This is a genomic window from Pseudomonas sp. PS01270 (genome assembly GCF_029959775.1).
Taxonomy (GTDB): domain Bacteria; phylum Pseudomonadota; class Gammaproteobacteria; order Pseudomonadales; family Pseudomonadaceae; genus Aquipseudomonas; species Aquipseudomonas atacamensis.
Genome location: NZ_JASCPT010000025.1, coordinates 1 through 24,080, shown reverse-complemented (window position 1 = coordinate 24,080; position 24,080 = coordinate 1). Strand labels below are relative to the sequence as shown.

The following is a 24,080-nucleotide window of genomic DNA, read 5'->3' as shown; positions in this document are numbered from 1 at the left end:
ACGCGTTACAGACTACAAAGCCTTCATGACGCGGCGTTTACTCGCTGCGCATCAACGGATAAAGCTCTTTGAGCAACTTGCGGCGGCTGATCACCAACTGCCAGCGATGACCACCGAGCTGACGCCACAGGCGCGCCGAGCGGATACCCGCGAGGAGCAGGGCGCGGATCTTCGAGGCATTGCTCGGCTGTTGCAGGTTGCGCATGTCGCCGTGCACCTGAATGCGCTGGCGCAGAGTGCTCAAAGTGTCCTGGTACAACGCACCGCAAGCGGCCACGACGTTTTCGTGGGCCGGGCCGAAATGCTCGACCTGCGACTGAATCTGCGGCAGGCGCTTGGCAATCGTCTCAAGCATGTCGTCACGCTTGGCCAGTTGCCGCTCCAGACCAAGCATCGACAGGGCATAGCGCAGCGGCTCGCGCTGCAAGGTGCTCGGATCGCGCTCCAAAGCGCCGATCAACGCGCGATAACCCTCACGAAGATTGATGTCGTCGCCGCCGTACACATCCAGCGTATCTTTCGGATCCCGTACCAACAGGCTGCCGAGCATGCAGCTCAGGCCCGCTTCGTTGGTCTGGCCGGTCTTGGCGATGCGATCGACCAGTACGGCGGCGAGAAACACACCGCCCAGCGCTGTCAGTTGTTCCTGAGTCGGGCTCATGCCTGGCCGCTCCACGGCTCGGCCACTTCGATCACGCCGCCGCCGAGGCAGATTTCACCGTCATAGAAAACCACCGACTGGCCCGGCGTCACCGCGCGTTGCGGTTCGTCGAACACGGCGCGATAGCCGCTGGCGGTTTTTTCCAGGGTGCAGGCCTGATCGCTCTGGCGATAGCGCACTTTCGCCGTCAGGCGCAGCGGCTGGCTCAGATCGATCGGATTGACCCAGTAGATTTCCGAAGCGAGCAGGGCGCTGGAGAACAGCCATGGATGGTTGTTGCCCTGACCGACGATCAGCTCGTTGGTCTGCAGATCCTTGCGCAGCACGTACCACGGCTCATCGCCAGCATCCTTCAAGCCGCCGATGCCGAGGCCCTGACGCTGGCCGATGGTGTGGTACATCAAGCCGTGGTGACGGCCGATGACTTCGCCTTCGGTGGTCTTGATCTCACCCGGTTGTGCCGGCAGGTACTGCTTGAGGAAATCGCTGAAACGGCGCTCGCCGATGAAGCAGATCCCGGTGGAATCCTTCTTCTTGGCGGTGGCCAGTTCGTATTTCTCGGCAATCGCGCGGACTTCAGGCTTTTCCAGTTCGCCGACCGGGAACAGGGTCTTGGCGATTTGTTCGCCGCCGACGGCGTGCAGGAAATAGCTCTGATCCTTGTTCGGATCGAGGCCCTTGAGCAGTTCGGTGCGATCATCGATATCACGGCGGCGCACGTAGTGGCCGGTGGCGATCAGGTCGGCGCCGAGCATCATCGCGTAGTCGAGGAACGCTTTGAACTTGATCTCGCGGTTGCACAGGATGTCCGGGTTCGGCGTGCGCCCGGCCTTGTATTCGGCGAGGAAGTGCTCGAATACGTTGTCCCAGTACTCGGCGGCGAAGTTGGCGGTGTGCAGCTTGATGCCGATCTTGTCGCAGACAGCCTGAGCATCCGCCAGGTCGTCCATGGCGGTGCAGTATTCCGTTCCGTCGTCTTCTTCCCAGTTCTTCATGAACAGGCCTTCCACTTCGTAACCCTGCTCGATCAGCAGAAGGGCAGAAACGGAAGAGTCCACGCCGCCGGACATGCCGACAATGACGCGCTTCTTGGATGTGTCAGAAGGGGCTGGATCACGCATAGGGATTCAATGAGTGTCTTGGAAAAGGGCGCGATTCTATCAGGCTCGCGGCCGCAAGGCTAAAGAGAAGGGCGGATCAGTTCGAGGCTGAAGTGATGACCGGCCAGATAATCGTCGATGCAACGGATGATCAGTTCACTGCGCCAGTTATCGCGCTGGGCGATTAATTCGTCGCGGGTCAGCCACTTGGCGTCGACGATGCCGTCGTCGAGTTGGTAATCCGGGTGATGCTGCACGGCTTTGGCGCTGAAGCATATGCGCTGGTAAGTCACGCCGTTGCTCGGCGCGGTGTACAGATAAATGCCGATCACGCCTGTCGGTTCGACGTCCCAGCCGGTTTCTTCAAGGGTTTCGCGAATGGCCGCATCGATCAGGGTTTCATCCGGATCGAGATGGCCGGCGGGCTGGTTGAGCACATTACGCCCACCTTTGTGCTCTTCGACCATCAGGAAGCGGCCGTTGTCCTCGACGATGGTGGCGACGGTGATGTGGGGGAGCCATTCCATAAAACCTTCCTCAATCTATTGGTTAAACCCCAATCCCTGTGGGAGCTGGCTTGCCAGCGATAGCGGTGGTTGAGTCACCATCCATGCTGGATGATAAACCGCCATCGCTGGCAAGCCAGCTCCCACAAAGTTTTGTGGTGATCACAAAACCCGGAAACACAAACCCCGGCACAAGGCCGGGGTCTGTTCACCGCATTACAACCTTAAACCAGCGCAGCAATCGCCGCGTTGAAGGTTGCGCTTGGACGCATGGCCTTGCTGATCAGCTCGGCGTCGGCGTGGTAGTAACCGCCGATGTCGACTGGCTTGCCCTGCACGGCGTTGAGCTCGGCGACGATGGTTGCCTCGTTCTCGGTCAGGGTTTTGGCCAGAGTCGCGAACTGCGCTTGCAGTGCAGCGTCTTCGGTCTGGGCAGCCAGGGCCTGAGCCCAGTACATCGCCAGGTAGAAGTGGCTGCCGCGGTTGTCGATGTTGCCGACTTTGCGCGATGGCGACTTGTTGTTGTCGAGGAACTGGCCGGTGGCCTGGTCCAGGGTTTTCGACAGCACCAGTGCTTTCGGGTTGTTGTAGTTCACGCCCAAGTGCTCAAGGGAGGCGGCCAGGGCGAGGAACTCACCCAGCGAATCCCAGCGCAGGAAGTTCTCTTCAACCAGTTGCTGCACGTGCTTCGGCGCCGAACCGCCGGCGCCGGTTTCGAACAGACCACCGCCGTTCATCAGCGGCACGATCGACAGCATCTTGGCGCTGGTGCCCAGTTCCATGATCGGGAACAGGTCGGTCAGGTAGTCGCGCAGTACGTTGCCGGTCACCGAAATGGTGTCCTTGCCTTCGCGGGTGCGCTGCAGGGTGTACTTCATCGCATCGACCGGCGCCATGATCTGGATGTCCAGACCGCTGGTGTCGTGATCCTTCAGGTAAGCCTGAACCTTCTCGATCACTACGCCATCGTGAGCGCGCATCGGGTCGAGCCAGAAGATCGCCGGCGTGCTGCTCGCGCGGGCACGGTTGACGGCCAGTTTGACCCAGTCCTGGATCGGCGCGTCTTTGGTCTGGCACATGCGGAAGATGTCGCCGGTTTCGACAGCCTGTTCCATCAGCAGCTTGCCTTTGCTGTCGGTGACGCGAACAACGCCGTCAGCCTTGATCTGGAAGGTCTTGTCGTGGGAGCCGTACTCTTCGGCTTTCTTCGCCATCAGGCCGACGTTCGGCACGCTGCCCATGGTGGTCGGGTCGAAAGCGCCGTTGGCTTTGCAGTCTTCGATCACAGCCTGGTAGATGGTCGCGTAGCAACGATCCGGGATCACAGCCTTGGTGTCGTGCAGCTGACCGTCGGTGCCCCACATCTTGCCGGAGTCACGGATCATCGCTGGCATCGAGGCGTCGACGATGACGTCGCTCGGCACGTGCAGGTTGGTGATGCCTTTGTCGGAGTTGACCATCGCCAGCGACGGACGAACGGCATAGACCGCTGCGATATCGGCTTCGATCTGTGCTTGCTGCTCGGCCGGCAGGGCCTTGATGCGTGCGTACAGATCGCCGATGCCGTTGTTCAGGTTGAAGCCGATCTGGTTCAGCACGTCAGCGTGCTTGGTCAGTGCGTCTTTATAGAACTCGGCAACGATCTGGCCGAACATGATCGGGTCCGAGACCTTCATCATGGTCGCTTTCAGGTGCACCGAGAGCAGCACGCCCTGGGCCTTGGCGCTTTCGATCTCGGCAGCGATGAACGCACGCAGGGCGTTTTTGCTCATCACGGCGCAGTCGAGGATCTCGCCAGCCTGAACGGTGGTTTTTTCTTTCAGAACGGTGGCAGCACCGTCCTTGGCGATCAGTTCGATCTTCACAGCGTCAGCGGCGTCGATCAGGACAGCTTTTTCGCTGCCGTAGAAATCGCCGGTGCTCATGTGTGCGACGTGGGACTTGGAGTCCTTGGCCCAGGCGCCCATTTTGTGCGGGTGCTTGCGCGCGTAGTTCTTCACCGACAGCGGAGCGCGGCGGTCGGAGTTGCCTTCACGCAGAACCGGGTTCACGGCGCTGCCCTTGACCTTGTCGTAGCGCGCCTTGGCGTCTTTGTCGGCGTCGCTGGTCACGGTTTCCGGGTAGTCCGGCAGGTTGTAGCCCTGCGCCTGCAGCTCTTTGATCGCGGCTTGCAGCTGTGGCACCGAAGCACTGATGTTCGGCAGCTTGATGATGTTGGCTTCAGGCGTAACGGCCAGGTCGCCCAGTTCGGCGAGGTGGTCGGCTACGGCTTTGTCGCCCAGTTGCTCGGGGAAGCTTGCCAGGATGCGCGCTGCAAGAGAGATATCGCGGGTTTCCACGGCGATATCGGCCGAGGCGGTGTAAGCCTCGATGATCGGCAGCAGGGAATAGGTGGCGAGGGCAGGAGCTTCGTCGGTGAAGGTATAGATGATCTTCGAGCGGGTGGGCATATTCGGATTAACTCTCTCTTCTTTGCTAAAGCGTGCGCAGAAACTCGAGGGGCGCCGGGTAAGCGCGTTCGTTCAAAGTCATCCATGAACCGAATGTCGAGATTCTTCGCGGTGATGTTGGGTGCATCAGTAGAGCGTCAAGCAGTCAGGCTGCGGTAACAACCCGACCAATCAGGCGGAAAGTCTCGTGCTAGAGAGGCCAGCCGTCGTGACCCTGTGGTCAGCGGGCGGCATTATACATAGGTAGCTGGCAATCTGCCGATGGTTCATATGCAACGATTCTCGTCCATTGGTCTAAAGGTCGCAGGGCGCGACCGGGCAAAGACTCGTTACGAATGCTGGAGTTTGGCGCTTTTCCCTTTGCATTCAGGCTTGTAGGAAGCGAGATGTGCGCGGCGCGGGAACATAGGGTTTGCGTGTTGATTCAACTGGGTTACGCTCGAAGCAAGCCAGGTGTTCAATCCAAACAATGGAGTTCAGCATGGGTTACAAGAAGATTCAGGTTCCAGCCGTCGGTGACAAAATCACTGTCAATGCAGACCATTCTCTCAATGTTCCTGATAACCCGATCATCCCCTTCATCGAAGGTGACGGTATTGGTGTCGACATCAGTCCGGTGATGATCAAGGTTGTCGATGCTGCTGTTGAAAAGGCCTACGGCGGCAAGCGCAAGATTTCCTGGATGGAAGTCTACGCCGGCGAAAAGGCCACTCAGGTTTATGACCAGGACACCTGGCTGCCGCAGGAAACCCTCGACGCGGTCAAGGATTACGTGGTCTCCATCAAAGGCCCGCTGACCACTCCGGTCGGTGGCGGCATCCGCTCGCTGAACGTGGCCCTGCGTCAGCAGCTCGACCTGTACGTCTGCCTGCGCCCGGTGCGCTGGTTCGAGGGTGTGCCAAGCCCGGTGAAAAAGCCCGGCGACGTCGACATGACCATCTTCCGCGAGAACTCCGAAGACATCTACGCGGGTATCGAATGGAAGGCCGGTTCGCCGGAAGCCACCAAGGTCATCAAATTCCTTAAAGAAGAAATGGGCGTCACCAAGATCCGTTTCGATGAAAACTGCGGCATCGGCGTCAAGCCGGTATCGCGTGAAGGCACCAAGCGTCTGGCGCGCAAGGCCCTGCAATACGTGGTCGACAATGACCGCGATTCGCTGACCATCGTGCACAAAGGCAACATCATGAAGTTCACCGAAGGTGCCTTCAAGGAATGGGCCTACGAAGTGGCGGCCGAAGAGTTCGGTGCGACCCTGCTCGACGGCGGTCCGTGGATGCAGTTCAAGAATCCGAAAACCGGCAAGAATGTTGTGGTCAAGGACGCCATCGCCGATGCCATGCTCCAGCAGATCCTGCTGCGCCCGGCCGAATACGATGTGATCGCTACGCTTAACCTCAACGGTGACTACCTGTCTGACGCGCTGGCGGCGGAAGTGGGTGGTATCGGTATTGCGCCGGGCGCCAACCTGTCCGACACCGTGGCGATGTTCGAAGCGACCCACGGCACCGCGCCGAAATATGCCGGCAAGGACCAGGTCAACCCGGGCTCGCTGATTCTCTCGGCCGAGATGATGTTGCGTCATATGGGCTGGACCGAAGCGGCGGACCTGATCATCAAGGGCACCAACGGTGCGATCGGCGCCAAGACTGTTACTTATGATTTCGAGCGCTTGATGGATGGCGCGAAGCTGGTGTCGTCTTCCGGGTTCGGGGATGCGTTGATTTCGCATATGTAAAAGTTGCAGGTACGCAAAAACCGCCTGACTCGATGGGTTGAGTCAGGCGGTTTTTTATGACCGAATGTTTTGAGGCTTCAACTGGTTGCCGTTTGTTTTTTCGTGGCAATCGAGCTTGGCGTCGAAGCTGCTTCGACCGGAGTTATCTTCACGGCATGCAAGCCTTTGGGGCCTTGAACGATCTCGAAGTTCACCGCCTGACCCGCTTTCAGGGTTTTGTACCCTTCCATTTCAATGGCCGAGTAGTGGGCAAAGAAATCAATGTCTTTGCCATCCTCATCGCGACCTTCCCGGGCGTCGGTATTGATAAAGCCGAATCCCTTGGCATTGTTGAACCATTTCACCTTGCCGACAGCCATGCTCAAATCCCTCTGCAACAGACTCCATCGCTGGAGTATCATCCACGACATCCGCAATCGAATTCGATAAAAGAATTGACTCCGCGGATCTTTTTTACCCACTGTGGGCTCTATTGGTTGTAACACCGTTTTCCCGATAGTCAAGGTGACCGGGCAGTCGTAGTTGAAAACGTGTGCAACCGCCCCCACCACTGTATTCGCACAACTGACGAACCTTTTTTTCCATGCATGCAATCAGCCAGATTCGACTAACATTCAATCAGGATCGCCCGCTTCTCCAAAAGGATCTTCCACAGGAGCACGACGACGATTCGGCAGGCGTTGCTGTTCAGGAAGCAAAGCCCGCGTTACAGGCGCCGCCGATGTACAAGGTGGTTTTGTTCAACGATGACTACACACCGATGGATTTCGTCGTCGAAGTGCTCGAGGTGTTTTTTAACCTGAATCGCGAGCTGGCGACCAAGGTCATGCTGGCCGTCCATACAGAAGGACGGGCAGTATGTGGAGTGTTTACCCGCGACATCGCCGAGACAAAGGCCATGCAGGTCAACCAGTACGCCAGGGAAAGCCAGCATCCGCTACTCTGTGAAATCGAGAAGGACGGTTAATCGCCGACCACTTGGGTATGAGGTGAAGCTATGTTAAACCGCGAGCTCGAAGTCACCCTCAATCTTGCCTTCAAGGAGGCTCGTTCGAAGCGTCATGAGTTCATGACCGTCGAGCATCTCCTGCTGGCCCTATTGGATAATGAGGCTGCCGCCACCGTTTTGCGTGCCTGCGGCGCAAACCTCGACAAACTCAAGCATGATCTGCAGGAGTTCATCGACTCCACCACGCCATTGATCCCCGTCCATGACGAGGATCGCGAGACCCAGCCAACCCTGGGTTTCCAGCGTGTCCTGCAGCGTGCTGTTTTTCACGTACAGAGCTCGGGCAAACGCGAAGTGACCGGCGCCAACGTGCTGGTCGCCATCTTCAGTGAGCAAGAGAGTCAGGCAGTGTTCCTGCTGAAACAGCAGAGCGTTGCGCGCATCGATGTCGTTAACTACATCGCTCACGGCATTTCGAAAGTGCCGGGGCACGGCGATCACTCTGAAGGTGAACAAGATATGCAGGACGACGAGGGCGGTGAGTCTTCTTCTTCAGGCAATCCTCTGGATGCTTATGCCAGCAACCTCAACGAACTCGCACGCCAGGGTCGCATCGATCCGCTGGTCGGTCGGGAATCGGAGGTCGAGCGTGTCGCGCAGATCCTCGCGCGCCGGCGCAAGAACAACCCGCTGCTGGTGGGTGAGGCAGGCGTGGGTAAAACCGCGATTGCCGAAGGCCTGGCCAAGCGCATCGTCGACAATCAGGTGCCGGATCTTCTGGCCAATGCGGTTGTTTATTCGCTCGACCTCGGCGCTCTGCTCGCGGGTACCAAGTATCGCGGTGATTTCGAGAAACGCTTCAAGGCTCTGCTCAATGAACTGAAGAAACGTCCGCAGGCGATTCTGTTCATCGACGAGATCCACACCATCATCGGTGCGGGTGCTGCGTCCGGTGGCGTGATGGATGCGTCCAACCTGCTCAAGCCGCTGCTGTCGTCTGGCGACATTCGCTGCATCGGTTCGACCACATTCCAGGAATTTCGCGGCATCTTCGAGAAGGATCGTGCCTTGGCGCGTCGCTTCCAGAAGGTCGATGTCGTCGAGCCATCGGTGGAAGACACCATTGGCATCCTGCGTGGCCTGAAAGGACGTTTCGAGCAGCATCACAATATCGAATACAGCGATGAGTCGTTGCGTGCCGCTGCCGAACTGGCGTCGCGCTACATCAATGACCGGCACATGCCGGACAAGGCCATCGACGTGATCGACGAGGCGGGGGCTTACCAGCGTCTGCAACCGGTGGAGATGCGCGTCAAGCGTATCGAAGTGCCGCAGGTCGAGGACATCGTCGCGAAGATCGCACGGATTCCGCCAAAGCACGTCACCAGTTCCGACAAAGAGTTGCTGCGTAACCTGGAGCGTGACCTGAAGCTGACGGTGTTTGGTCAGGACGCGGCGATCGATTCGCTGTCCACTGCGATCAAATTGTCCCGCGCCGGCCTCAAATCGCCGGACAAGCCGGTCGGTTCGTTCCTGTTTGCCGGGCCTACCGGTGTCGGTAAAACCGAGGCCGCGCGACAACTGGCCAAGGCCTTGGGCATTGAACTGGTGCGTTTCGACATGTCCGAGTACATGGAGCGGCACACCGTATCGCGTCTGATCGGTGCGCCTCCTGGCTATGTCGGTTTCGATCAGGGCGGTCTTTTGACCGAAGCCATTACCAAGCAGCCACATTGCGTATTGCTCCTTGATGAAATCGAGAAGGCGCATCCGGAAGTCTTCAACCTGCTGTTGCAGGTCATGGACCACGGCACGCTGACCGACAACAACGGGCGCAAGGCGGATTTCCGCAACGTGATCGTGATCATGACTACCAACGCCGGTGCCGAAACGGCCGCGCGGGCTTCGATCGGTTTCACTCATCAGGACCACTCGTCTGATGCGATGGAAGTGATCAAGAAGAGCTTCACGCCGGAATTCCGTAACCGTCTGGACACCATTATCCAGTTTGGTCGCCTCAGCCATGAGGTCATTAAAAGTGTGGTGGACAAGTTCCTCACCGAGCTTCAGGCGCAGCTGGAAGACAAGCGTGTGTTGCTTGAGGTTACTGATACTGCGCGTAGTTGGCTGGCGGCGGGTGGTTATGACTCGGCAATGGGCGCACGTCCGATGGCGCGTCTGATCCAGGACAAAATCAAGCGTCCGCTGGCGGAGGAGATTCTGTTTGGCGAACTGGCCGAGCATGGCGGTGTGGTGCACATCGACATCAAGGACGGGGAGTTGACGTTCGACTTCGAGACCACTGCAGAAATGGCCTGACGGCTGTGGATCAAGAGGGCGCCTTCGGGCGCCTTTTTGTTGCTCGTTGTTTGATGGTTTTGGGTGTATATCCGTTGCTGCGGTTACGGCTGCTTAGGGTTTCGCCCTTACGGCGACTCACTTTTTTTACAAACGCCTAAAAAAGTAAGCAAAAAAACGCTTGCTCCTACGTTCGGCCCTCGCAGGCTCGGGTTCCTTCGCTGCGGGACTGATCCGGGCGCAGCGGCTACGGTTTGCTTCGCTGCACCTCCTTCCGCTGTGTCTGGCTGCGCCAGACGGTCGCTGCGCTCCCACGCCCGGATCAATCCCTCCACTCAGCCTTCCGACGTCGCCGGTGGATCAAGATCAAGAGCACTCGAGCTTGCGCTCATTGTGTAGGAGCTGCCGAAGGCTGCGATCTTTTGCTTTTGCCTTTCTGTGGGAGCGAGCCTGCTCGCGAAGGCGGCCCGCAGGTCAACCCGTTTCTGTCTAATACGCGCGATCCAAGCGCAGGAGCTGCCGGAGGCTGCGATCTTTTGATTTGCATGCTGTAAGCGCGAAACCGCCAGCCCCAAAACCTCAAAACGCAGATACAAAAACGCCCGGCATTACCCGGGCGTTCTGTATTGACTTGATTAACGAGCGCGGTAAGTGATCCGCCCTTTGCTCAAGTCATAGGGCGTCAGCTCGACGCGCACTTTGTCACCGGTAAGAATACGAATGTAGTTCTTGCGCATCTTGCCGGAAATATGCGCGGTTACGACGTGCCCATTTTCCAACTCCACACGAAACATGGTGTTGGGCAGGGTGTCGACGACAGTGCCTTCCATTTCGAAGCTGTCTTCTTTCGACATGCAGTAAAGCCCTCGGTATCCAATGAATGGCCCGGTGCAACTGCGCCAGGCAAAAGCGGCGTGCATTGTGCCCGAAAAATGGTGTTTACGCCAAGGGGTTTAGGCCGCAGGTTCAGTTCAGGATGACCCAGCGCTGATTGATCAGCAATTCGATGGGCCGATATTGCGTCTTGTAATTCATCTTTTTGCAGTTCTTGATCCAATAACCCAGGTACACGGCCTCAAGGCCCAGACGCTGGCTCTCGGCGATTTGCCAGAGGATTGCGTAACGGCCGAGGCTGCGGCGTTCTTCGTTCGGTTCGTAGAAGGTGTACACCGCCGACAGGCCGTTGGGCAGCAGATCGGTGACTGCTACCGCGAGCAACCGTCCGTCGAGTCGAAACTCGTAGAAACGCGAGAAGGGCAGGTCACGCACCAGGAACGTCGAGAACTGATCGCGGCTTGGCGGGTACATGTCGCCGTCGGCATGGCGCTGTTCGATGTAGCGCTGGTAGAGGTCGAAATATTCTTCGCTGAAGTGCGGTTTGACCGGTTGCACTTGCAGGTCGGTGTTGCGTTTGTAGATACGCTTCTGCTGGCGATTGGCGATGAACTGGGCGGAAGGAATGCGCGCAGGCACGCACGCATTGCAATTCTGGCAATGCGGCCGGTACAGATGATCGCCGCTGCGACGAAAGCCCATTTCCGACAGGTCTGCGTAGACATGCACATCCATGGGCTGACTCGGGTCGAGAAACAGCGTCGTGGCCTGCTCCTCGGGCAGATAACTGCAAGAGTGGGGCTGAGTGGCATAAAACTTCAAACGCGCCAACTCGGTCATGAATCAACCCTCGGGATAAGCTGGTGGATTAAGTGTAAGCCACCTGCGCAAAAGTCGCTCAGCAAACCCAGGTCGCCGAATTCGGTTGGTCGAGATGGCGCTGCAGATAGTCGGCGAATTCGCCGCGCGGAATGGACCGTGCACCGAGGCTGTGCAGGTGATCGGTCGGCATCTGGCAATCGATCAGCACAAACCCGGCGGCTTTCAAATGCTTCACCAGCGTGGCAAAGCCGTATTTGGACGCGTTGTCAGCGCGGCTGAACATCGACTCGCCAAAAAACAGTTGGCCCATTGCCAGGCCATACAGGCCGCCGACCAGCTGTCCCTCGTCCCGGACCTCAACCGAATGAGCGAAACCGCGCCGATGCAATTCTACGTAAGCATCCTGCATGGCCTCGGTGATCCAGGTGCCGTCGGCGTAGTCACGCGGGGCAGCGCAGGCGCGGATGACAGCGTCGAAATCCTGATCGAAAGTCACTTGATAGCGTTGCTTGCGCAGCAGCTTGCCGAGACTGCGCGAGACGTGCAGTTCGTCGGGAAACAGCACGGTGCGAGGGTCTGGCGACCACCAGAGAATGGGTTGGCCTTCGGAGAACCAGGGAAAGCAGCCATGGCGATAGGCCTGGATCAGGCGGTCGGCGGACAGATCGCCGCCGGCGGCGAGCAATCCGTTCGGCTCGCGCATGGCTTTTTCCAGTGGCGGAAAGGTCAGGGAATTACGTTGTAACCAAGTCAGCATGGCATCCAGGCTTGCAGAAGGGGAGGGCGGTCAGGGGGCGTGCAGGCCCCGCGAAAGAGTTTGCCGCGAAACGGCGCCGCTGTCCTGCACAGTTGTCTGGTGCAGCGAGCATTGAGCTGCAACTTGATGTGTCGCCCGTGGTCGTAAGCGTCGCCGTGTCGATGCTGTCGAGCATTCCTGTGAGCCCGATCCGGCCAGGTTCGCTACGTTCATCAAATACAGCTCATAAGCCTTTGTCACAAAAGGCAATGCATGCTCCAATTGCAAGGCACTGCGTGTGCGATTGGCTATGCTCAAGGCTGGGGTCTGAAACATGGCGTCGGGCGCACAAACCCGTACAATGCCGGGTTGTGACGGGCTTTTCGCTGCGCACAGTGTTTATGGCTGTGTTTATAAAACCAGTGGCACAGTGTTAAAAGTAGTCCCAGTTGAGCTTTTCACCTTTTCTACCTGCCTGGATTGGGCAGTTTTTTATCGTCATTCAATAGATGGACGCGCCTCGGGCGCAGGAAAAGAAGCGTTTTGAAGAAGACCACCGAAGCACCCAAAACAGTCGTTCCGCTCTGGCGCCAGCAACTGCACTACCGGCTCAAGGAAGGTGCATTGATCGCCATCGGCGCCTTGTGCCTGTTCCTGATGATGGCTTTGCTGACTTACGGCAAGGACGACCCGGGTTGGAGCCATAACAGCAAGATCGACGATGTGCAGAACTTCGGCGGCCCGGCCGGCTCGTACAGCGCCGATATCCTGTTCATGGTGCTCGGTTACTTCGCCTATATTTTTCCGTTGCTGCTGGCGGTCAAGGCGTACCAGATCTTCCGTCAACGTCACGAGCCATGGCAGTGGAGCGGCTGGCTGTTTTCCTGGCGCCTGATCGGTCTGGTGTTCCTCGTGCTCTCCGGTGCTGCGCTGGCGCACATTCATTTCCATGCCGCGACCGGTCTGCCGGCCGGCGCTGGCGGTGCCCTGGGCGAAAGCCTTGGCGATCTGGCGAAGAATGCGCTGAACATTCAAGGCAGCACGCTGCTGTTCATCGCGCTGTTCCTGTTCGGCCTGACCGTATTCACCGACCTGTCGTGGTTCAAGGTGATGGACGTCACCGGCAAGATCACCCTCGATCTGTTCGAACTGTTCCAGGGCGCGCTCAACCGCTGGTGGTCGGCGCGCACCGAGCGCAAGCAACTGGTCGCGCAACTGCGTGAGGTTGATGACCGCGTCCACGATGTGGTCGCACCGACTGTCACCGACAAGCGTGAACAGGCCAAGGTCAAGGAACGCCTGATCGAGCGTGAGCAAGCGCTGAGCAAGCACATGTCCGACCGCGAGAAGCAGGTGCCACCGGTGATCGCGCCGGCACCGGCCAAGGCCCCAGAGCCGAGCAAGCGCGTACAGAAAGAGAAGCAGGCGCCGTTGTTCGTCGACAGCGCGGTCGAAGGCACCTTGCCGCCGATCTCCATTCTTGATCCTGCGGAAAAGAAACAGCTCAACTATTCGCCTGAGTCCTTGGCAGCGGTCGGCCACTTGCTGGAAATCAAGCTCAAGGAATTCGGCGTCGAAGTCACCGTTGACTCGATCCACCCGGGCCCGGTGATTACCCGTTACGAAATCCAGCCTGCCGCCGGGGTAAAAGTCAGCCGTATCGCCAACCTGGCGAAAGACCTGGCGCGTTCGCTGGCGGTGACCAGTGTGCGGGTCGTCGAGGTGATTCCGGGCAAGACCACCGTCGGTATCGAGATTCCCAACGAAGACCGCCAGATCGTGCGTTTCTCCGAGGTGCTGTCGACCCCCGAGTACGACAACTTCAAATCGCCGGTCACCCTGGCGCTCGGTCATGACATCGGCGGCAAGCCGGTCATCACCGACCTGGCGAAGATGCCGCACTTGTTGGTGGCCGGCACCACCGGTTCCGGTAAGTCCGTGGGCGTGAACGCGATGATCCTGTCGATCCTGTTCAAGTCCGGCCCGGACGATGCGAAGCTGATCATGATCGACCCGAAAATGCTTGAACTGTCCATCTACGAAGGCATTCCGCACCTGCTCTGCCCGGTTGTGACCGACATGAAGGACGCCGCCAACGCCTTGCGCTGGAGCGTTGCCGAGATGGAGCGTCGCTACAAGCTGATGGCGAAAATGGGCGTGCGTAACCTCTCCGGCTTCAACGCCAAGGTCAAGGAAGCCCAGGATGCCGGCGAGCCGTTGAGCGATCCGCTGTACAAGCGCGAAAGCATTCACGACGAAGCGCCGCTGCTGCAGAAACTGCCGACCATCGTCGTAGTGGTGGACGAATTCGCCGACATGATGATGATCGTCGGCAAGAAGGTTGAAGAACTGATTGCCCGTATTGCGCAAAAAGCGCGTGCGGCGGGGATTCACTTGATTCTTGCGACCCAGCGCCCGTCGGTGGACGTGATCACCGGTCTGATCAAGGCCAACATCCCGACACGTATGGCGTTTCAGGTATCGAGCAAGATCGACTCGCGAACCATCATCGACCAGGGTGGCGCCGAGCAACTGCTCGGTCACGGTGACATGCTCTACATGCCGCCGGGCACCAGTCTGCCGATCCGCGTCCACGGCGCATTCGTCTCCGACGATGAGGTTCACCGCGTGGTCGAAGCGTGGAAGCTGCGCGGCGCGCCGGAATACAACGACGATATCCTCAACGGTGTCGAAGAGGCAGGCAGCGGCTTTGAAGGCAGTAGCGGTGGTGGTGACGGTGATGATCCGGAAGCCGACGCGCTGTATGACGAAGCGGTGCAGTTCGTCCTCGAAAGCCGTCGCGCGTCGATTTCCGCTGTGCAGCGCAAGCTGAAGATCGGCTACAACCGCGCCGCGCGGATGATCGAGGCGATGGAGATGGCCGGCGTTGTTACCTCAATGAACACCAACGGTTCGCGTGAAGTCCTGGCCCCGGGCCCGGTACGCGACTGAAACGCAACGACGCGGGTGGCGCAATGACGCACCACCCGCTCTCCCACGATTATTCAAGAGGACTCTCATGCGCCTTATCCGCATGCTGTTGCCAGTACTGGCGCTGACCACACTCACGGCCCACGCCGATGAAAAGGACGTGGCGCGTCTGACCCAATTGCTCGAAACATCGAAAACCCTGTCGGCGAACTTCTCGCAGTTGACCCTCGACGGCACCGGCACCCAGTTGCAGGAAACCACCGGCAACATGACCCTGCAGCGTCCGGGCCTGTTCTACTGGCACACCAACGCGCCGGCCGAGCAGACCATGGTTTCCGATGGCAAGAAAGTCACCTTATGGGACCCGGACCTGGAACAGGCAACCATCAAGAAGCTCGACGAGCGTCTGACCCAGACGCCAGCGCTGTTGCTGTCCGGTGATGTCTCGAAGATCAGCCAGAGCTTCGATATCAGCGCGAAAGAGGCGGGCGGCGTGATCGACTTCACTCTCAAGCCGAAAACCAAGGACACCCTGTTCGACAACCTGCGCCTGTCGTTCCGCAACGGCCTGCTCAATGACATGCAACTGATTGACAGCGTCGGCCAGCGCACCAATATCCTGTTTACCATGGTCAAGGCCAACGAAGCGGTGCCTGCGTCCAAGTTCAAATTCGACATTCCCAAGGGTGCCGACGTTATCCAGGAATAAACACCGGCCCTTTGTGTCAGGGCCTTTGTGGTGAGGGCCTGCTATTGAGGGGCTATTGTGGCGAGGGGATTTATCCCCGTCCGGCTGCGCAGCAGTCGTCGCTTTTGGGGGCGCTTCGCAGCCCAACGGAGATAAATCCCCTCACCACAGGTTCTTCAGCAGATTTCATAAAATCAGAGGTTTCAACGCTACGTGATGGATCTGTTTCGCAGTGCACCGATTGCCCAACCCTTGGCCGCCCGTCTGCGTGCGGCCAATCTGGATGAGTACGTCGGTCAGGAACACGTGCTCGCTCGCGGCAAGCCTCTGCGTGAGGCGCTGGAGCAGGGCGCGCTGCATTCGATGATCTTCTGGGGGCCGCCGGGCGTGGGCAAGACCACCCTGGCGCGCTTGCTCGCAGAAGTCTCCGATGCGCACTTCGAAACGGTCTCGGCGGTGCTCGCCGGGGTCAAGGAAATCCGCCAGGCCGTTGACATCGCCAAGCAGCAGGCCGGCCAGTACGGCAAGCGCACGATCCTGTTTGTCGATGAAGTGCACCGCTTCAACAAGTCGCAGCAGGACGCGTTTCTACCCTACGTTGAAGACGGCACGCTGATCTTCATCGGCGCCACCACTGAAAACCCTTCGTTCGAACTCAACAACGCCCTGTTGTCGCGTGCCCGCGTCTACGTGCTCAAAAGCCTCGACGAAGCGGCGCTGCGTAAGCTGGTACATCGCGCGCTGACCGAGGAGCGAGGGCTGGGCAAGCGCAACCTGACCCTGAGCGATGAAGGCTTCCAGATGCTGCTGTCGGCCGCCGATGGCGATGGCCGGCGTCTGCTCAATCTGTTGGAAAACGCCTCTGATCTGGCCGAAGACAACAGCGAAATCGGCACCGAGCTGCTGCAAAGTTTGCTCGGCGATACGCGCCGGCGATTCGACAAGGGCGGTGAAGCGTTCTACGACCAGATCTCGGCGCTGCACAAATCCGTGCGCGGCTCCAACCCTGACGGCGCGTTGTACTGGTTTGCGCGGATGATCGACGGCGGCTGCGATCCGCTGTACCTGGCGCGGCGCGTGGTGCGCATGGCCAGCGAAGACATCGGCAACGCCGACCCGCGTGCGCTGAGCCTGTGCCTGGCGGCGTGGGAAGTGCAGGAGCGTCTCGGCAGCCCCGAGGGCGAATTGGCAGTCGCTCAGGCCATTACTTATCTGGCCTGCGCACCGAAAAGCAATGCGGTGTACATGGGCTTCAAAACTGCACTGCGCGCTGCGGCTGAGAACGGCTCGCTGGAAGTGCCGCTGCATTTGCGCAATGCCCCGACCAAGCTGATGAAGCAATTGGGTTATGGCGACGAATACCGCTACGCCCACGACGAGCCGGACGCCTATGCCGCCGGTGAAGACTATTTTCCGGAAGAACTCGAGCCGATTCCGTTCTATCAGCCAGTGCCCCGTGGCCTGGAGTTGAAGATCGGCGAAAAGCTCAATCACCTCGCTCAACTCGATCGTCTGAGCCCTCGGCAGCGGAGAAAATAGTGGTTCCATTGATCCTTGCAGTGTCGGTCGGCGGTGTTGCCGGCACCTTGTTGCGCTTCGCCACCGGTAATTGGGTCAGCGCCAATTGGCCGCGGCACTTCTATACCGCGACGCTGGCCGTTAATATCGTGGGCTGCCTGCTGATTGGCGTGTTGTACGGCCTGTTTCTGATACGCCCGGAGGTGCCGATCGAGGTGCGCGCCGGGTTGATGGTCGGCTTCCTCGGGGGGCTGACGACTTTTTCATCCTTTTCACTGGATACGGTGCGCCTGCTGGAAAGCGGGCAAGTGTTGCTGGCCCTGGGCTATGCCGCACTCAGCGTATTCGGCGGGCTGCTCGCGACGTGGGCCGGCCTGTCCCTGACCAAACTTTGATAACGAGAAACCGACATGCTCGATTCCAAACTGTTACGTAGCAACCTTCAGGACGTAGCGGACCGCCTGGCTTCCCGTGGCTTTGCCCTGGACACCGCGCGCATCGAAGCGCTGGAAGAACAGCGCAAGACCGTCCAGACCCGCACTGAAGCACTGCAGGCTGAGCGTAACGCGCGTTCCAAATCCATCGGGCAGGCCAAGCAGCGTGGCGAAGACATCGCGCCGCTGATGGCGGACGTCGAGCGCATGGCGGGCGAGCTGAGCGCGGGCAAGGTCGAGCTGGACGCGATCCAGACCGAACTCGATTCGATCCTGCTCGGTATCCCCAACCTGCCGCACGAGTCGGTTCCGGTCGGCAAGGACGAAGACGACAACGTCGAAGTGCGCCGCTGGGGCACGCCGACTCAGTTCGATTTCGAAGTCAAAGACCACGTTGCCCTCGGCGAAAAGTTCGGCTGGCTGGACTTCGAAACCGCCGCCAAGCTGTCCGGCGCGCGGTTCGCCTTGCTGCGTGGCCCGATCGCGCGGCTGCATCGCGCACTGGCGCAGTTCATGATCAATCTGCATGTCACCGAACATGGCTACGAAGAGGCTTACACGCCTTATCTGGTTCAGGCTCCGGCGCTGCAAGGCACCGGCCAGTTGCCGAAGTTCGAAGAGGATCTGTTCAAGATTGCCCGCGAAGGCGAAGCCGATCTGTACCTGATCCCGACCGCCGAAGTGTCGCTGACCAACATCGTTGCCGGCGAAATCGTCGATTCGAAACTGCTGCCGATCAAATTCGTCGCCCATACCCCATGCTTCCGCAGCGAAGCCGGTGCGTCAGGTCGCGACACGCGTGGCATGATACGCCAGCACCAGTTCGACAAAGTCGAAATGGTCCAGATTGTCGAGCCATCGCAATCGATGGAAGCGCTGGAAGGCCTGACCGCCAACGCTGAAAAAGTCCTGCAGCTGCTCGGTCTGCCTTACCGCACCCTGGCGCTGTGCACCGGCGACATGGGCTTCAGCGCGGTCAAGACCTATGACCTGGAAGTGTGGATTCCGAGCCAGGACAAATACCGCGAAATCTCCTCGTGCTCCAACTGCGGCGACTTCCAGGCGCGGCGCATGCAGGCGCGTTTCCGCAACCCGGAAACTGGCAAGCCCGAGCTGGTGCACACCTTGAACGGTTCCGCCCTGGCGGTCGGTCGTACTCTGGTTGCCGTGCTGGAAAACTACCAGCAGGCCGACGGTTCGATCCGCGTACCGGACGTGCTCAAGCCGTACATGGGTGGCCTTGAGGTCATCGGCTAAATGAAATATCTGCCGCTGTTTCACAACCTGCGCGGCAGTCGTGTGTTGGTTGTCGGTGGGGGGGAAATTGCCTTGCGCAAATCCCGCCTGCTGGCCGATGCCGGTGCGCTGCTGCGGGTGGTCGCACCTGAAATCGAAACGCAACTGGCTGAACTGGTCGCTGCCAGCGGCGGTGAATGCCTGTTACGCGGTTACGCCGAAACGGATCTGGACGGTTGCGGGCTGATCATTGCCGCTACCGACGACGAAACGCTCAACGCGCAAGTCTCCACCGACGCCCACCGCCGTTGCGTGCCGGTCAACGTGGTCGATGCGCCGGCCTTGTGCAGCGTGATCTTCCCGGCGATCGTCGATCGCTCGCCGTTGATCATCGCCGTATCCAGCGGCGGTGATGCGCCGGTACTGGCGCGCCTGATCCGGGCAAAAATCGAAACCTGGATTCCTTCCACTTACGGTCAGTTGGCTGGATTGGCTGCGCGTTTTCGCAATCAGGTGAAAAACCTGTTTCCGGATGTGCAGCAGCGTCGCGGCTTTTGGGAAGACGTTTTCCAGGGCCCGATCGCCGATCGTCAACTGGCCGGGCAGGGCGCTGAAGCCGAGCGCCTGTTGCAGGCCAAGGTCGATGGCGAGCCAATGGTCACCACTGGCGAGGTTTATCTGGTCGGTGCCGGCCCGGGTGATCCGGATCTGTTGACCTTCCGCGCGCTGCGTCTGATGCAGCAAGCCGATGTGGTGCTCTATGACCGCCTGGTGGCGCCGGCAATTCTTGAGTTGTGCCGTCGCGATGCCGAGCGGGTGTATGTCGGCAAGCGTCGCTCCGAACACGCCGTGCCGCAGGATCAGATCAACCAGCAACTGGTCGATCTGGCCAAGGCCGGCAAGCGTGTGGTGCGGTTGAAGGGCGGCGATCCGTTTATCTTTGGGCGCGGTGGCGAAGAGATCGAAGAGCTGGCGGCCCACGGCATCCCGTTCCAGGTGGTGCCGGGCATTACCGCGGCCAGCGGTTGCGCTGCTTATGCGGGGATTCCGCTGACCCATCGAGATCATGCGCAGTCCGTGCGGTTTGTCACTGGCCACTTGAAGGATGGTTCCACCGATCTACCATGGGCCGATCTTGTCGCCCCGGCGCAGACGCTGGTGTTCTACATGGGCCTGGTGGGTTTGCCGATCATCTGCGAGCAGTTGATCAAGCATGGTCGCGCGGCGGATACCCCGGCGGCGTTGATCCAGCAGGGCACCACGGTCAATCAGCGGGTTTTCACCGGCACACTGGCGGATCTGCCGCGAATGGTGGCGGAGCATGAAGTGCATGCGCCGACCCTGGTGATCGTCGGCGAAGTGGTGCAACTGCGCGAGAAGCTGGCATGGTTCGAAGGGGCGCAGGCGCAGGTCTAAACACCGCGTCGCCCCAATCGCTGGCAAGCCAGCTCCCACAGGTATTGTGTCAAAGCTGCAATCTTCAGCATTACACAAGACTTTGTGGGAGCTGGCTTGCCAGCGATGGCGCCCTTAAGAGCTGCTCGAATTTCAACCCCGGCGCCAAACCCCTTTCCCGCTCAGCCGCGCCCGGTCATGGGCCACAGTGAAATCCTGCTCCGGCCCCTTCGGCACAACCCCTGTCGGGTTAATCGTCTTGTGGCTGCCATAGTAGTGATGCTTGATGTGCTGAAAATCCACCGTCTCGGCAATCCCCGGCCACTGATACATCTCGCGCAGCCAGTTCGACAGATTCGGGTAATCGGCAATCCGCCGCAGGTTGCACTTGAAGTGCCCGTGATACACCGCGTCAAAGCGAATCATCGTGGTAAACAGGCGCACGTCGGCCTCAGTCAGGTATTCCCCGCTCAGGTAGCGATTGGCACCCAGCAGTTGCTCCAGATGATCCAGTTCGGCGAATACTTCATCGAATGCCTGTTCGTAGGCCTGCTGCGAAGTGGCGAATCCGGCACGATAGACACCGTTGTTCACCGCCGGGTAGATCCGCTCGTTCAGCGCATCGATCTCGTTGCGTAGCGGCGCCGGGTAGAAGTCCAGATCGTTGCCAGTGATCCCGTCGAAGGCGCTGTTGAACATGCGGATGATTTCCGCCGATTCATTGCTGACGATGCGCTTGAGTTTCTTGTCCCACAACACTGGCACCGTCACGCGCCCGGTGTAGTCAGGCGTATCAGCCGTATACCGCTGGTGCATGAAGTCGAAGCCATCGAGTTTGTCGCCGGTCGAGCCGAGCGCTTTGTCGAAAGTCCAGCCGTTTTCCAGCATCAGCCAGCTGACCACCGACACGTCGATCAGACTTTCCAGGCCTTTCAGTTTGCGCAGAATCAGCGTGCGATGCGCCCAAGGGCAGGCGAGGGAAACGTAGAGGTGATAGCGTCCGGCTTCGGCGGCGAAACCGCCTTCACCGCTGGGGCCTGGCTGACCATCGGCGGTCACCCAGTTGCGGCGTTGCGCTTGTTCGCGCTGGAACGCGCCGTCCTTGCTGCTTTCGTACCACTTGTCCTGCCAGTGGCCGTCGACGAGTAAACCCATGATCAAGACTCCCAAAACCAATATTCGTTGGAGTCGAGTCTATTCCGATGAGTTCGAACAAAAAGCGCAAAGATCGGGCGCTAATAATCGGTTAGATCGATGTGTTGCGCGCCGCCCAATACTGCTCGGCAGTTGCGAAGGCCTGTTCGCGATTCTGACCGAGACCGCGCAGGGCGAGGGCCATGGTCGCAATCAAGGCCATTTGCGGGTAACTGTCGACCACATCGCCACGCCACACGGCTTTCAAGTGCTCGATGTCCAGCGAGGCGGGTTTGACGTGACGCTGCGCTGACAGCTGCGGCCATTCTTCATCCCAGCTCTGACCGCCGCTGGTGCCGTAAAGGTGGCTGGTGGCGTCGGGGTTGATCTCGATTTCACCGCCATCGCCCTTGACCACAATTGCCGTGTCGCCGAGCAAGCCGCTGGCATCGCGATGCACCGCCTGGTAACCCGGGTGAAAAATGCTTTGCAGGCCGCAGCGTGCGCCCAACGGATTGAGAATCCGCGCCAGCGAGTGGATCGGCGACCGCAGGCCCAAGGTATTGCGCAGGTCGATCATCTTTTGCAACTGCGGCGCCCAGTCCACCAGCGGCATAAACGCCAGGCCGCCGTTGTCCAGTGCCGCGCCGACCTGCTGCCAATTGCGGCACAGGGGAATGTTCAGTTCGCCCAGCAGTTGTTCGCTGTACAGCCGCCCGGCCGTGTGTGCGCCGCCGCCATGCATGAAGATGCGCACGCCGTTTTGCGCCAGGCACTTGGCCGCCAGCAGATACCACGGCAGGTGGCGTTTTTTGCCGGCGTAGGTCGGCCAGTCCAGGTCGACATTCAATGCGGGCGCGTGCAAGCGTGCGCGCAGGGCTTCGGTGAAACCGGCCATTTCCTCGGCACTTTCTTCCTTGTGCCGCAGCAACATCAGGAAGGCACCCAGTTGCGTATCTTCGACCTTGTCATCGAGCACCATGCCCATGGCCGCGCGGGCTTCCTCGCGCGTCAGGTCGCGAGCGCCGCGCTTGCCCTTGCCGAGAATGCGCACGAATTGCGCGAACGGATGCTCGGCAGGCGTTTCGAGGGTCAAAGCTGGAAAGTCGTTCATAGGCAATTCGTCGGTTTGGGCAGGCCCGCCAATTTCGCGGCGAGTTTGGCAGGGGTGCCTTTGAACAGTCGGTTCAGGTGCAGGCTGTTGCCTTTGTCCGCGCCGAGTTTCAACGCGGTGTACTTGATCAGCGGACGCGTGGCCGGCGATAGCTGGAATTCGGCGTAGAAGCTACGCAGAAGCTCAAGGACTTCCCAGTGTTCGGGCGTCAACTCGATGTCCTCGGCGGCGGCGAGGGCGCTGGCGACTTCAGCCGACCAGTCGCTGAGGTCAACGAGAAAGCCATCCTTGTCCAGTTCGATGGCGCGGGCGCCGACGGTCATTGAATTCATAGCCAGCTGTTGACCTTGGCGTGATGGATCGACAGTTCGACAAACGCCGGGTAGTCGATGGCCTCGGCCCAGTCTGGAATCTCGATCGCACGCGCCTGTGCGTCCTCAATCAATACAAACAGTCTGATTGCTCGCTCTTGAAGGGTTGAGAACGGCACAGTGTCCGGTTGCAGCGCATACACCGCATCGCCGGACAACAATACCGCATCGGCGCTGCCGAGCAGGCGCAGGCAACTGCTCAGACGATCGTCGGCGAACGGGGAATGAGACAACACATGCAAAGTCGACATCAGAGGGTGATCACCTGATCGTAACGGTCAATAAGGGCGGTGATGTGGTCAGCAGCAAGCGGCTGCGCCTCGTCCAGCGACAGGTTGCCAAGACCGCGAGCATTGGCGCTTTCGGCGCAATAGAACAGCTCTTCGATACCAAACATCGGCAGCGCCTGCAGATTGGCGCTGAGGTCCTTCTGCTGCACGGCCCTGGCGTTCTGCCCGGCGGCCAATTGCAGCACGCCGTCATCGAGAAACAGCAAACCGATCGGCAGATCGAAGGCGCCACCGGCGAGCACGATATCCAGCGCTTCCCGCGCACCGGGGCCGGACCACGGCGATTGGCGGCTGATGATCAACAGCGATTTGGCCATGTTCAAGCGCCTCCGAAACAGATGAGCCGATCAGCGTCCTGCACGGCGTCGTGCAACTGACCCAGACCGGACAATTCCCACGGCGCGCTGAGCGAAATCGCTTCACGCTGGTAACGCTTGGCTTCTTCTTCGTTCAACACACCACGGCGCAGAGCGGCGGCGATGCAGACCACCCCATCCAGTTGCTTTTCGTTGATGAAGGCGCGCCATTGCTTGGGCAAATCCTGTTCATCCTGCGGCGTCACCACAGCATCGGAGGCGTTGAACACGCCGTCCTGATAGAAGAACAGCCGGACAATCTCATGGCCGCCGGCCAGCGCGGCCTGGGCAAACAGCAAGGCACGGCGCGAGGAGGGCGCATGGGCGGCGGAAAACAGCGCGATGGCGAACTTCATGATGGACTCGATCAGCGAAACTGCGGCCATGATAAAGCTTTATTGCGACAGCCGCGAAATCTGGTAATACGCGGTCACTGTGGGAGCGAGCCTGCTCGCGAAAGCGTCGTCTCGTTCGAGATCAGTTTCGGCAGTCACACCGCCTTCGCGAGCAGGCTCGCTC

23 protein-coding genes are annotated in these 24,080 nt (G+C 59.5%); 9 read left to right on the top strand and 14 right to left on the bottom strand.

The window, feature by feature from the left end; all coding sequences use genetic code 11:
- Window positions 1-37: 37 nt before the first annotated feature.
- The 4 genes from hflD to QMX86_RS10375 form a co-directional block, all read right to left on the bottom strand.
- On the bottom strand, window positions 38-661 hold the full coding sequence (gene hflD / locus QMX86_RS10390; RefSeq protein ID WP_039763308.1) for a high frequency lysogenization protein HflD: 624 nt from the start codon (window positions 659-661) through the stop codon (window positions 38-40).
- Window positions 658-1,782: a tRNA 2-thiouridine(34) synthase MnmA gene (gene mnmA, locus QMX86_RS10385; RefSeq protein WP_282387087.1), complete on the bottom strand. Its 1,125-nt coding sequence runs from the start codon at window positions 1,780-1,782 to the stop codon at window positions 658-660. Before mnmA ends, hflD begins: the two co-directional genes overlap by 4 nt.
- Before the next feature lie 59 nt (window positions 1,783-1,841).
- Window positions 1,842-2,288, bottom strand: coding sequence for an NUDIX hydrolase (locus QMX86_RS10380; RefSeq protein WP_122703760.1), 447 nt, complete (start codon window positions 2,286-2,288; stop codon window positions 1,842-1,844).
- Window positions 2,289-2,491: 203 nt separating this feature from the next.
- Window positions 2,492-4,717, bottom strand: a complete 2,226-nt coding sequence (locus QMX86_RS10375) for an NADP-dependent isocitrate dehydrogenase (RefSeq protein ID WP_073471298.1) — start codon at window positions 4,715-4,717, stop codon at window positions 2,492-2,494.
- Window positions 4,718-5,198: 481 nt separating this feature from the next.
- Between QMX86_RS10375 and icd the strand changes: the two genes are divergently transcribed.
- Complete coding sequence (icd, locus tag QMX86_RS10370; RefSeq protein WP_024013414.1) at window positions 5,199-6,455, top strand: NADP-dependent isocitrate dehydrogenase; 1,257 nt, start codon at window positions 5,199-5,201, stop codon at window positions 6,453-6,455.
- 77 nt (window positions 6,456-6,532) lie between these two features.
- On the opposite strand, the gene QMX86_RS10365 is transcribed toward icd, so the two are convergent.
- Entirely contained in the window at window positions 6,533-6,814 is a 282-nt protein-coding gene (locus tag QMX86_RS10365; RefSeq protein WP_110645497.1) for a cold shock domain-containing protein, read from the bottom strand.
- Window positions 6,815-7,038: 224 nt separating this feature from the next.
- Between QMX86_RS10365 and clpS the strand changes: the two genes are divergently transcribed.
- Entirely contained in the window at window positions 7,039-7,422 is a 384-nt protein-coding gene (clpS, locus tag QMX86_RS10360) for an ATP-dependent Clp protease adapter ClpS (protein WP_011334948.1), read from the top strand.
- A gap of 30 nt (window positions 7,423-7,452) precedes the next feature.
- On the top strand, window positions 7,453-9,723 hold the full coding sequence (gene clpA / locus QMX86_RS10355) for an ATP-dependent Clp protease ATP-binding subunit ClpA (protein WP_282385153.1): 2,271 nt from the start codon (window positions 7,453-7,455) through the stop codon (window positions 9,721-9,723).
- 614 nt (window positions 9,724-10,337) lie between these two features.
- Here the strand turns inward: clpA and infA are convergent.
- The 3 genes from infA to aat all read right to left on the bottom strand — a co-directional run bounded on the left by infA (window position 10,338) and on the right by aat (window position 12,115).
- A complete protein-coding gene (gene infA, locus QMX86_RS10350; RefSeq protein WP_002553999.1) occupies window positions 10,338-10,556 on the bottom strand; it encodes a translation initiation factor IF-1 in 219 nt (72 codons plus the stop codon).
- Between the two features lie 112 nt (window positions 10,557-10,668).
- A complete protein-coding gene (locus QMX86_RS10345; RefSeq protein ID WP_110600808.1) occupies window positions 10,669-11,376 on the bottom strand; it encodes an arginyltransferase in 708 nt (235 codons plus the stop codon).
- A 58-nt stretch (window positions 11,377-11,434) separates the two neighbouring features.
- Window positions 11,435-12,115: a leucyl/phenylalanyl-tRNA--protein transferase gene (gene aat, locus QMX86_RS10340; protein ID WP_123442125.1), complete on the bottom strand. Its 681-nt coding sequence runs from the start codon at window positions 12,113-12,115 to the stop codon at window positions 11,435-11,437.
- A 522-nt stretch (window positions 12,116-12,637) separates the two neighbouring features.
- Here aat and ftsK point away from each other — a divergent pair.
- From ftsK to cysG, 6 genes are all read left to right on the top strand, one after another.
- Window positions 12,638-15,046 carry a DNA translocase FtsK gene (gene ftsK / locus QMX86_RS10335; protein WP_041477069.1) on the top strand — a complete coding sequence of 803 codons (2,409 nt, stop codon included), beginning with the start codon at window positions 12,638-12,640 and terminating at the stop codon, window positions 15,044-15,046.
- Between the two features lie 67 nt (window positions 15,047-15,113).
- On the top strand, window positions 15,114-15,734 hold the full coding sequence (gene lolA, locus QMX86_RS10330; RefSeq protein ID WP_073471296.1) for an outer membrane lipoprotein chaperone LolA: 621 nt from the start codon (window positions 15,114-15,116) through the stop codon (window positions 15,732-15,734).
- Between the two features lie 195 nt (window positions 15,735-15,929).
- Window positions 15,930-17,252 (top strand): replication-associated recombination protein A, encoded by a 1,323-nt coding sequence (locus QMX86_RS10325; RefSeq protein WP_282385158.1) that lies wholly within the window; start codon window positions 15,930-15,932, stop codon window positions 17,250-17,252.
- On the top strand, window positions 17,252-17,626 hold the full coding sequence (crcB, locus tag QMX86_RS10320; protein ID WP_016775261.1) for a fluoride efflux transporter CrcB: 375 nt from the start codon (window positions 17,252-17,254) through the stop codon (window positions 17,624-17,626). Before QMX86_RS10325 ends, crcB begins: the two co-directional genes overlap by 1 nt.
- 15 nt (window positions 17,627-17,641) lie before the next feature.
- Window positions 17,642-18,922, top strand: a complete 1,281-nt coding sequence (serS, locus tag QMX86_RS10315) for a serine--tRNA ligase (RefSeq protein WP_282385160.1) — start codon at window positions 17,642-17,644, stop codon at window positions 18,920-18,922.
- Complete coding sequence (gene cysG, locus QMX86_RS10310) at window positions 18,923-20,317, top strand: siroheme synthase CysG (protein ID WP_041477064.1); 1,395 nt, start codon at window positions 18,923-18,925, stop codon at window positions 20,315-20,317.
- A 132-nt stretch (window positions 20,318-20,449) separates the two neighbouring features.
- Here cysG and QMX86_RS10305 read toward each other — a convergent pair whose 3' ends face one another.
- The 6 genes from QMX86_RS10305 to tusD all read right to left on the bottom strand — a co-directional run bounded on the left by QMX86_RS10305 (window position 20,450) and on the right by tusD (window position 23,917).
- Window positions 20,450-21,451: a glutathione S-transferase family protein gene (locus QMX86_RS10305; RefSeq protein ID WP_282385162.1), complete on the bottom strand. Its 1,002-nt coding sequence runs from the start codon at window positions 21,449-21,451 to the stop codon at window positions 20,450-20,452.
- Window positions 21,452-21,542: 91 nt separating this feature from the next.
- Complete coding sequence (locus QMX86_RS10300) at window positions 21,543-22,544, bottom strand: glycosyl transferase family protein (RefSeq protein WP_282385164.1); 1,002 nt, start codon at window positions 22,542-22,544, stop codon at window positions 21,543-21,545.
- Window positions 22,541-22,876, bottom strand: coding sequence for a TusE/DsrC/DsvC family sulfur relay protein (locus QMX86_RS10295; RefSeq protein WP_016770652.1), 336 nt, complete (start codon window positions 22,874-22,876; stop codon window positions 22,541-22,543). Before QMX86_RS10295 ends, QMX86_RS10300 begins: the two co-directional genes overlap by 4 nt.
- Window positions 22,873-23,166 (bottom strand): sulfurtransferase complex subunit TusB, encoded by a 294-nt coding sequence (gene tusB / locus QMX86_RS10290; RefSeq protein ID WP_041477059.1) that lies wholly within the window; start codon window positions 23,164-23,166, stop codon window positions 22,873-22,875. The genes QMX86_RS10295 and tusB overlap by 4 nt, the downstream gene beginning before the upstream one ends.
- A complete protein-coding gene (gene tusC, locus QMX86_RS10285) occupies window positions 23,166-23,522 on the bottom strand; it encodes a sulfurtransferase complex subunit TusC (protein ID WP_073471291.1) in 357 nt (118 codons plus the stop codon). The genes tusB and tusC overlap by 1 nt, the downstream gene beginning before the upstream one ends.
- Before the next feature lie 2 nt (window positions 23,523-23,524).
- Complete coding sequence (gene tusD, locus QMX86_RS10280; RefSeq protein WP_041477377.1) at window positions 23,525-23,917, bottom strand: sulfurtransferase complex subunit TusD; 393 nt, start codon at window positions 23,915-23,917, stop codon at window positions 23,525-23,527.
- Window positions 23,918-24,080 lie beyond the last annotated feature (163 nt).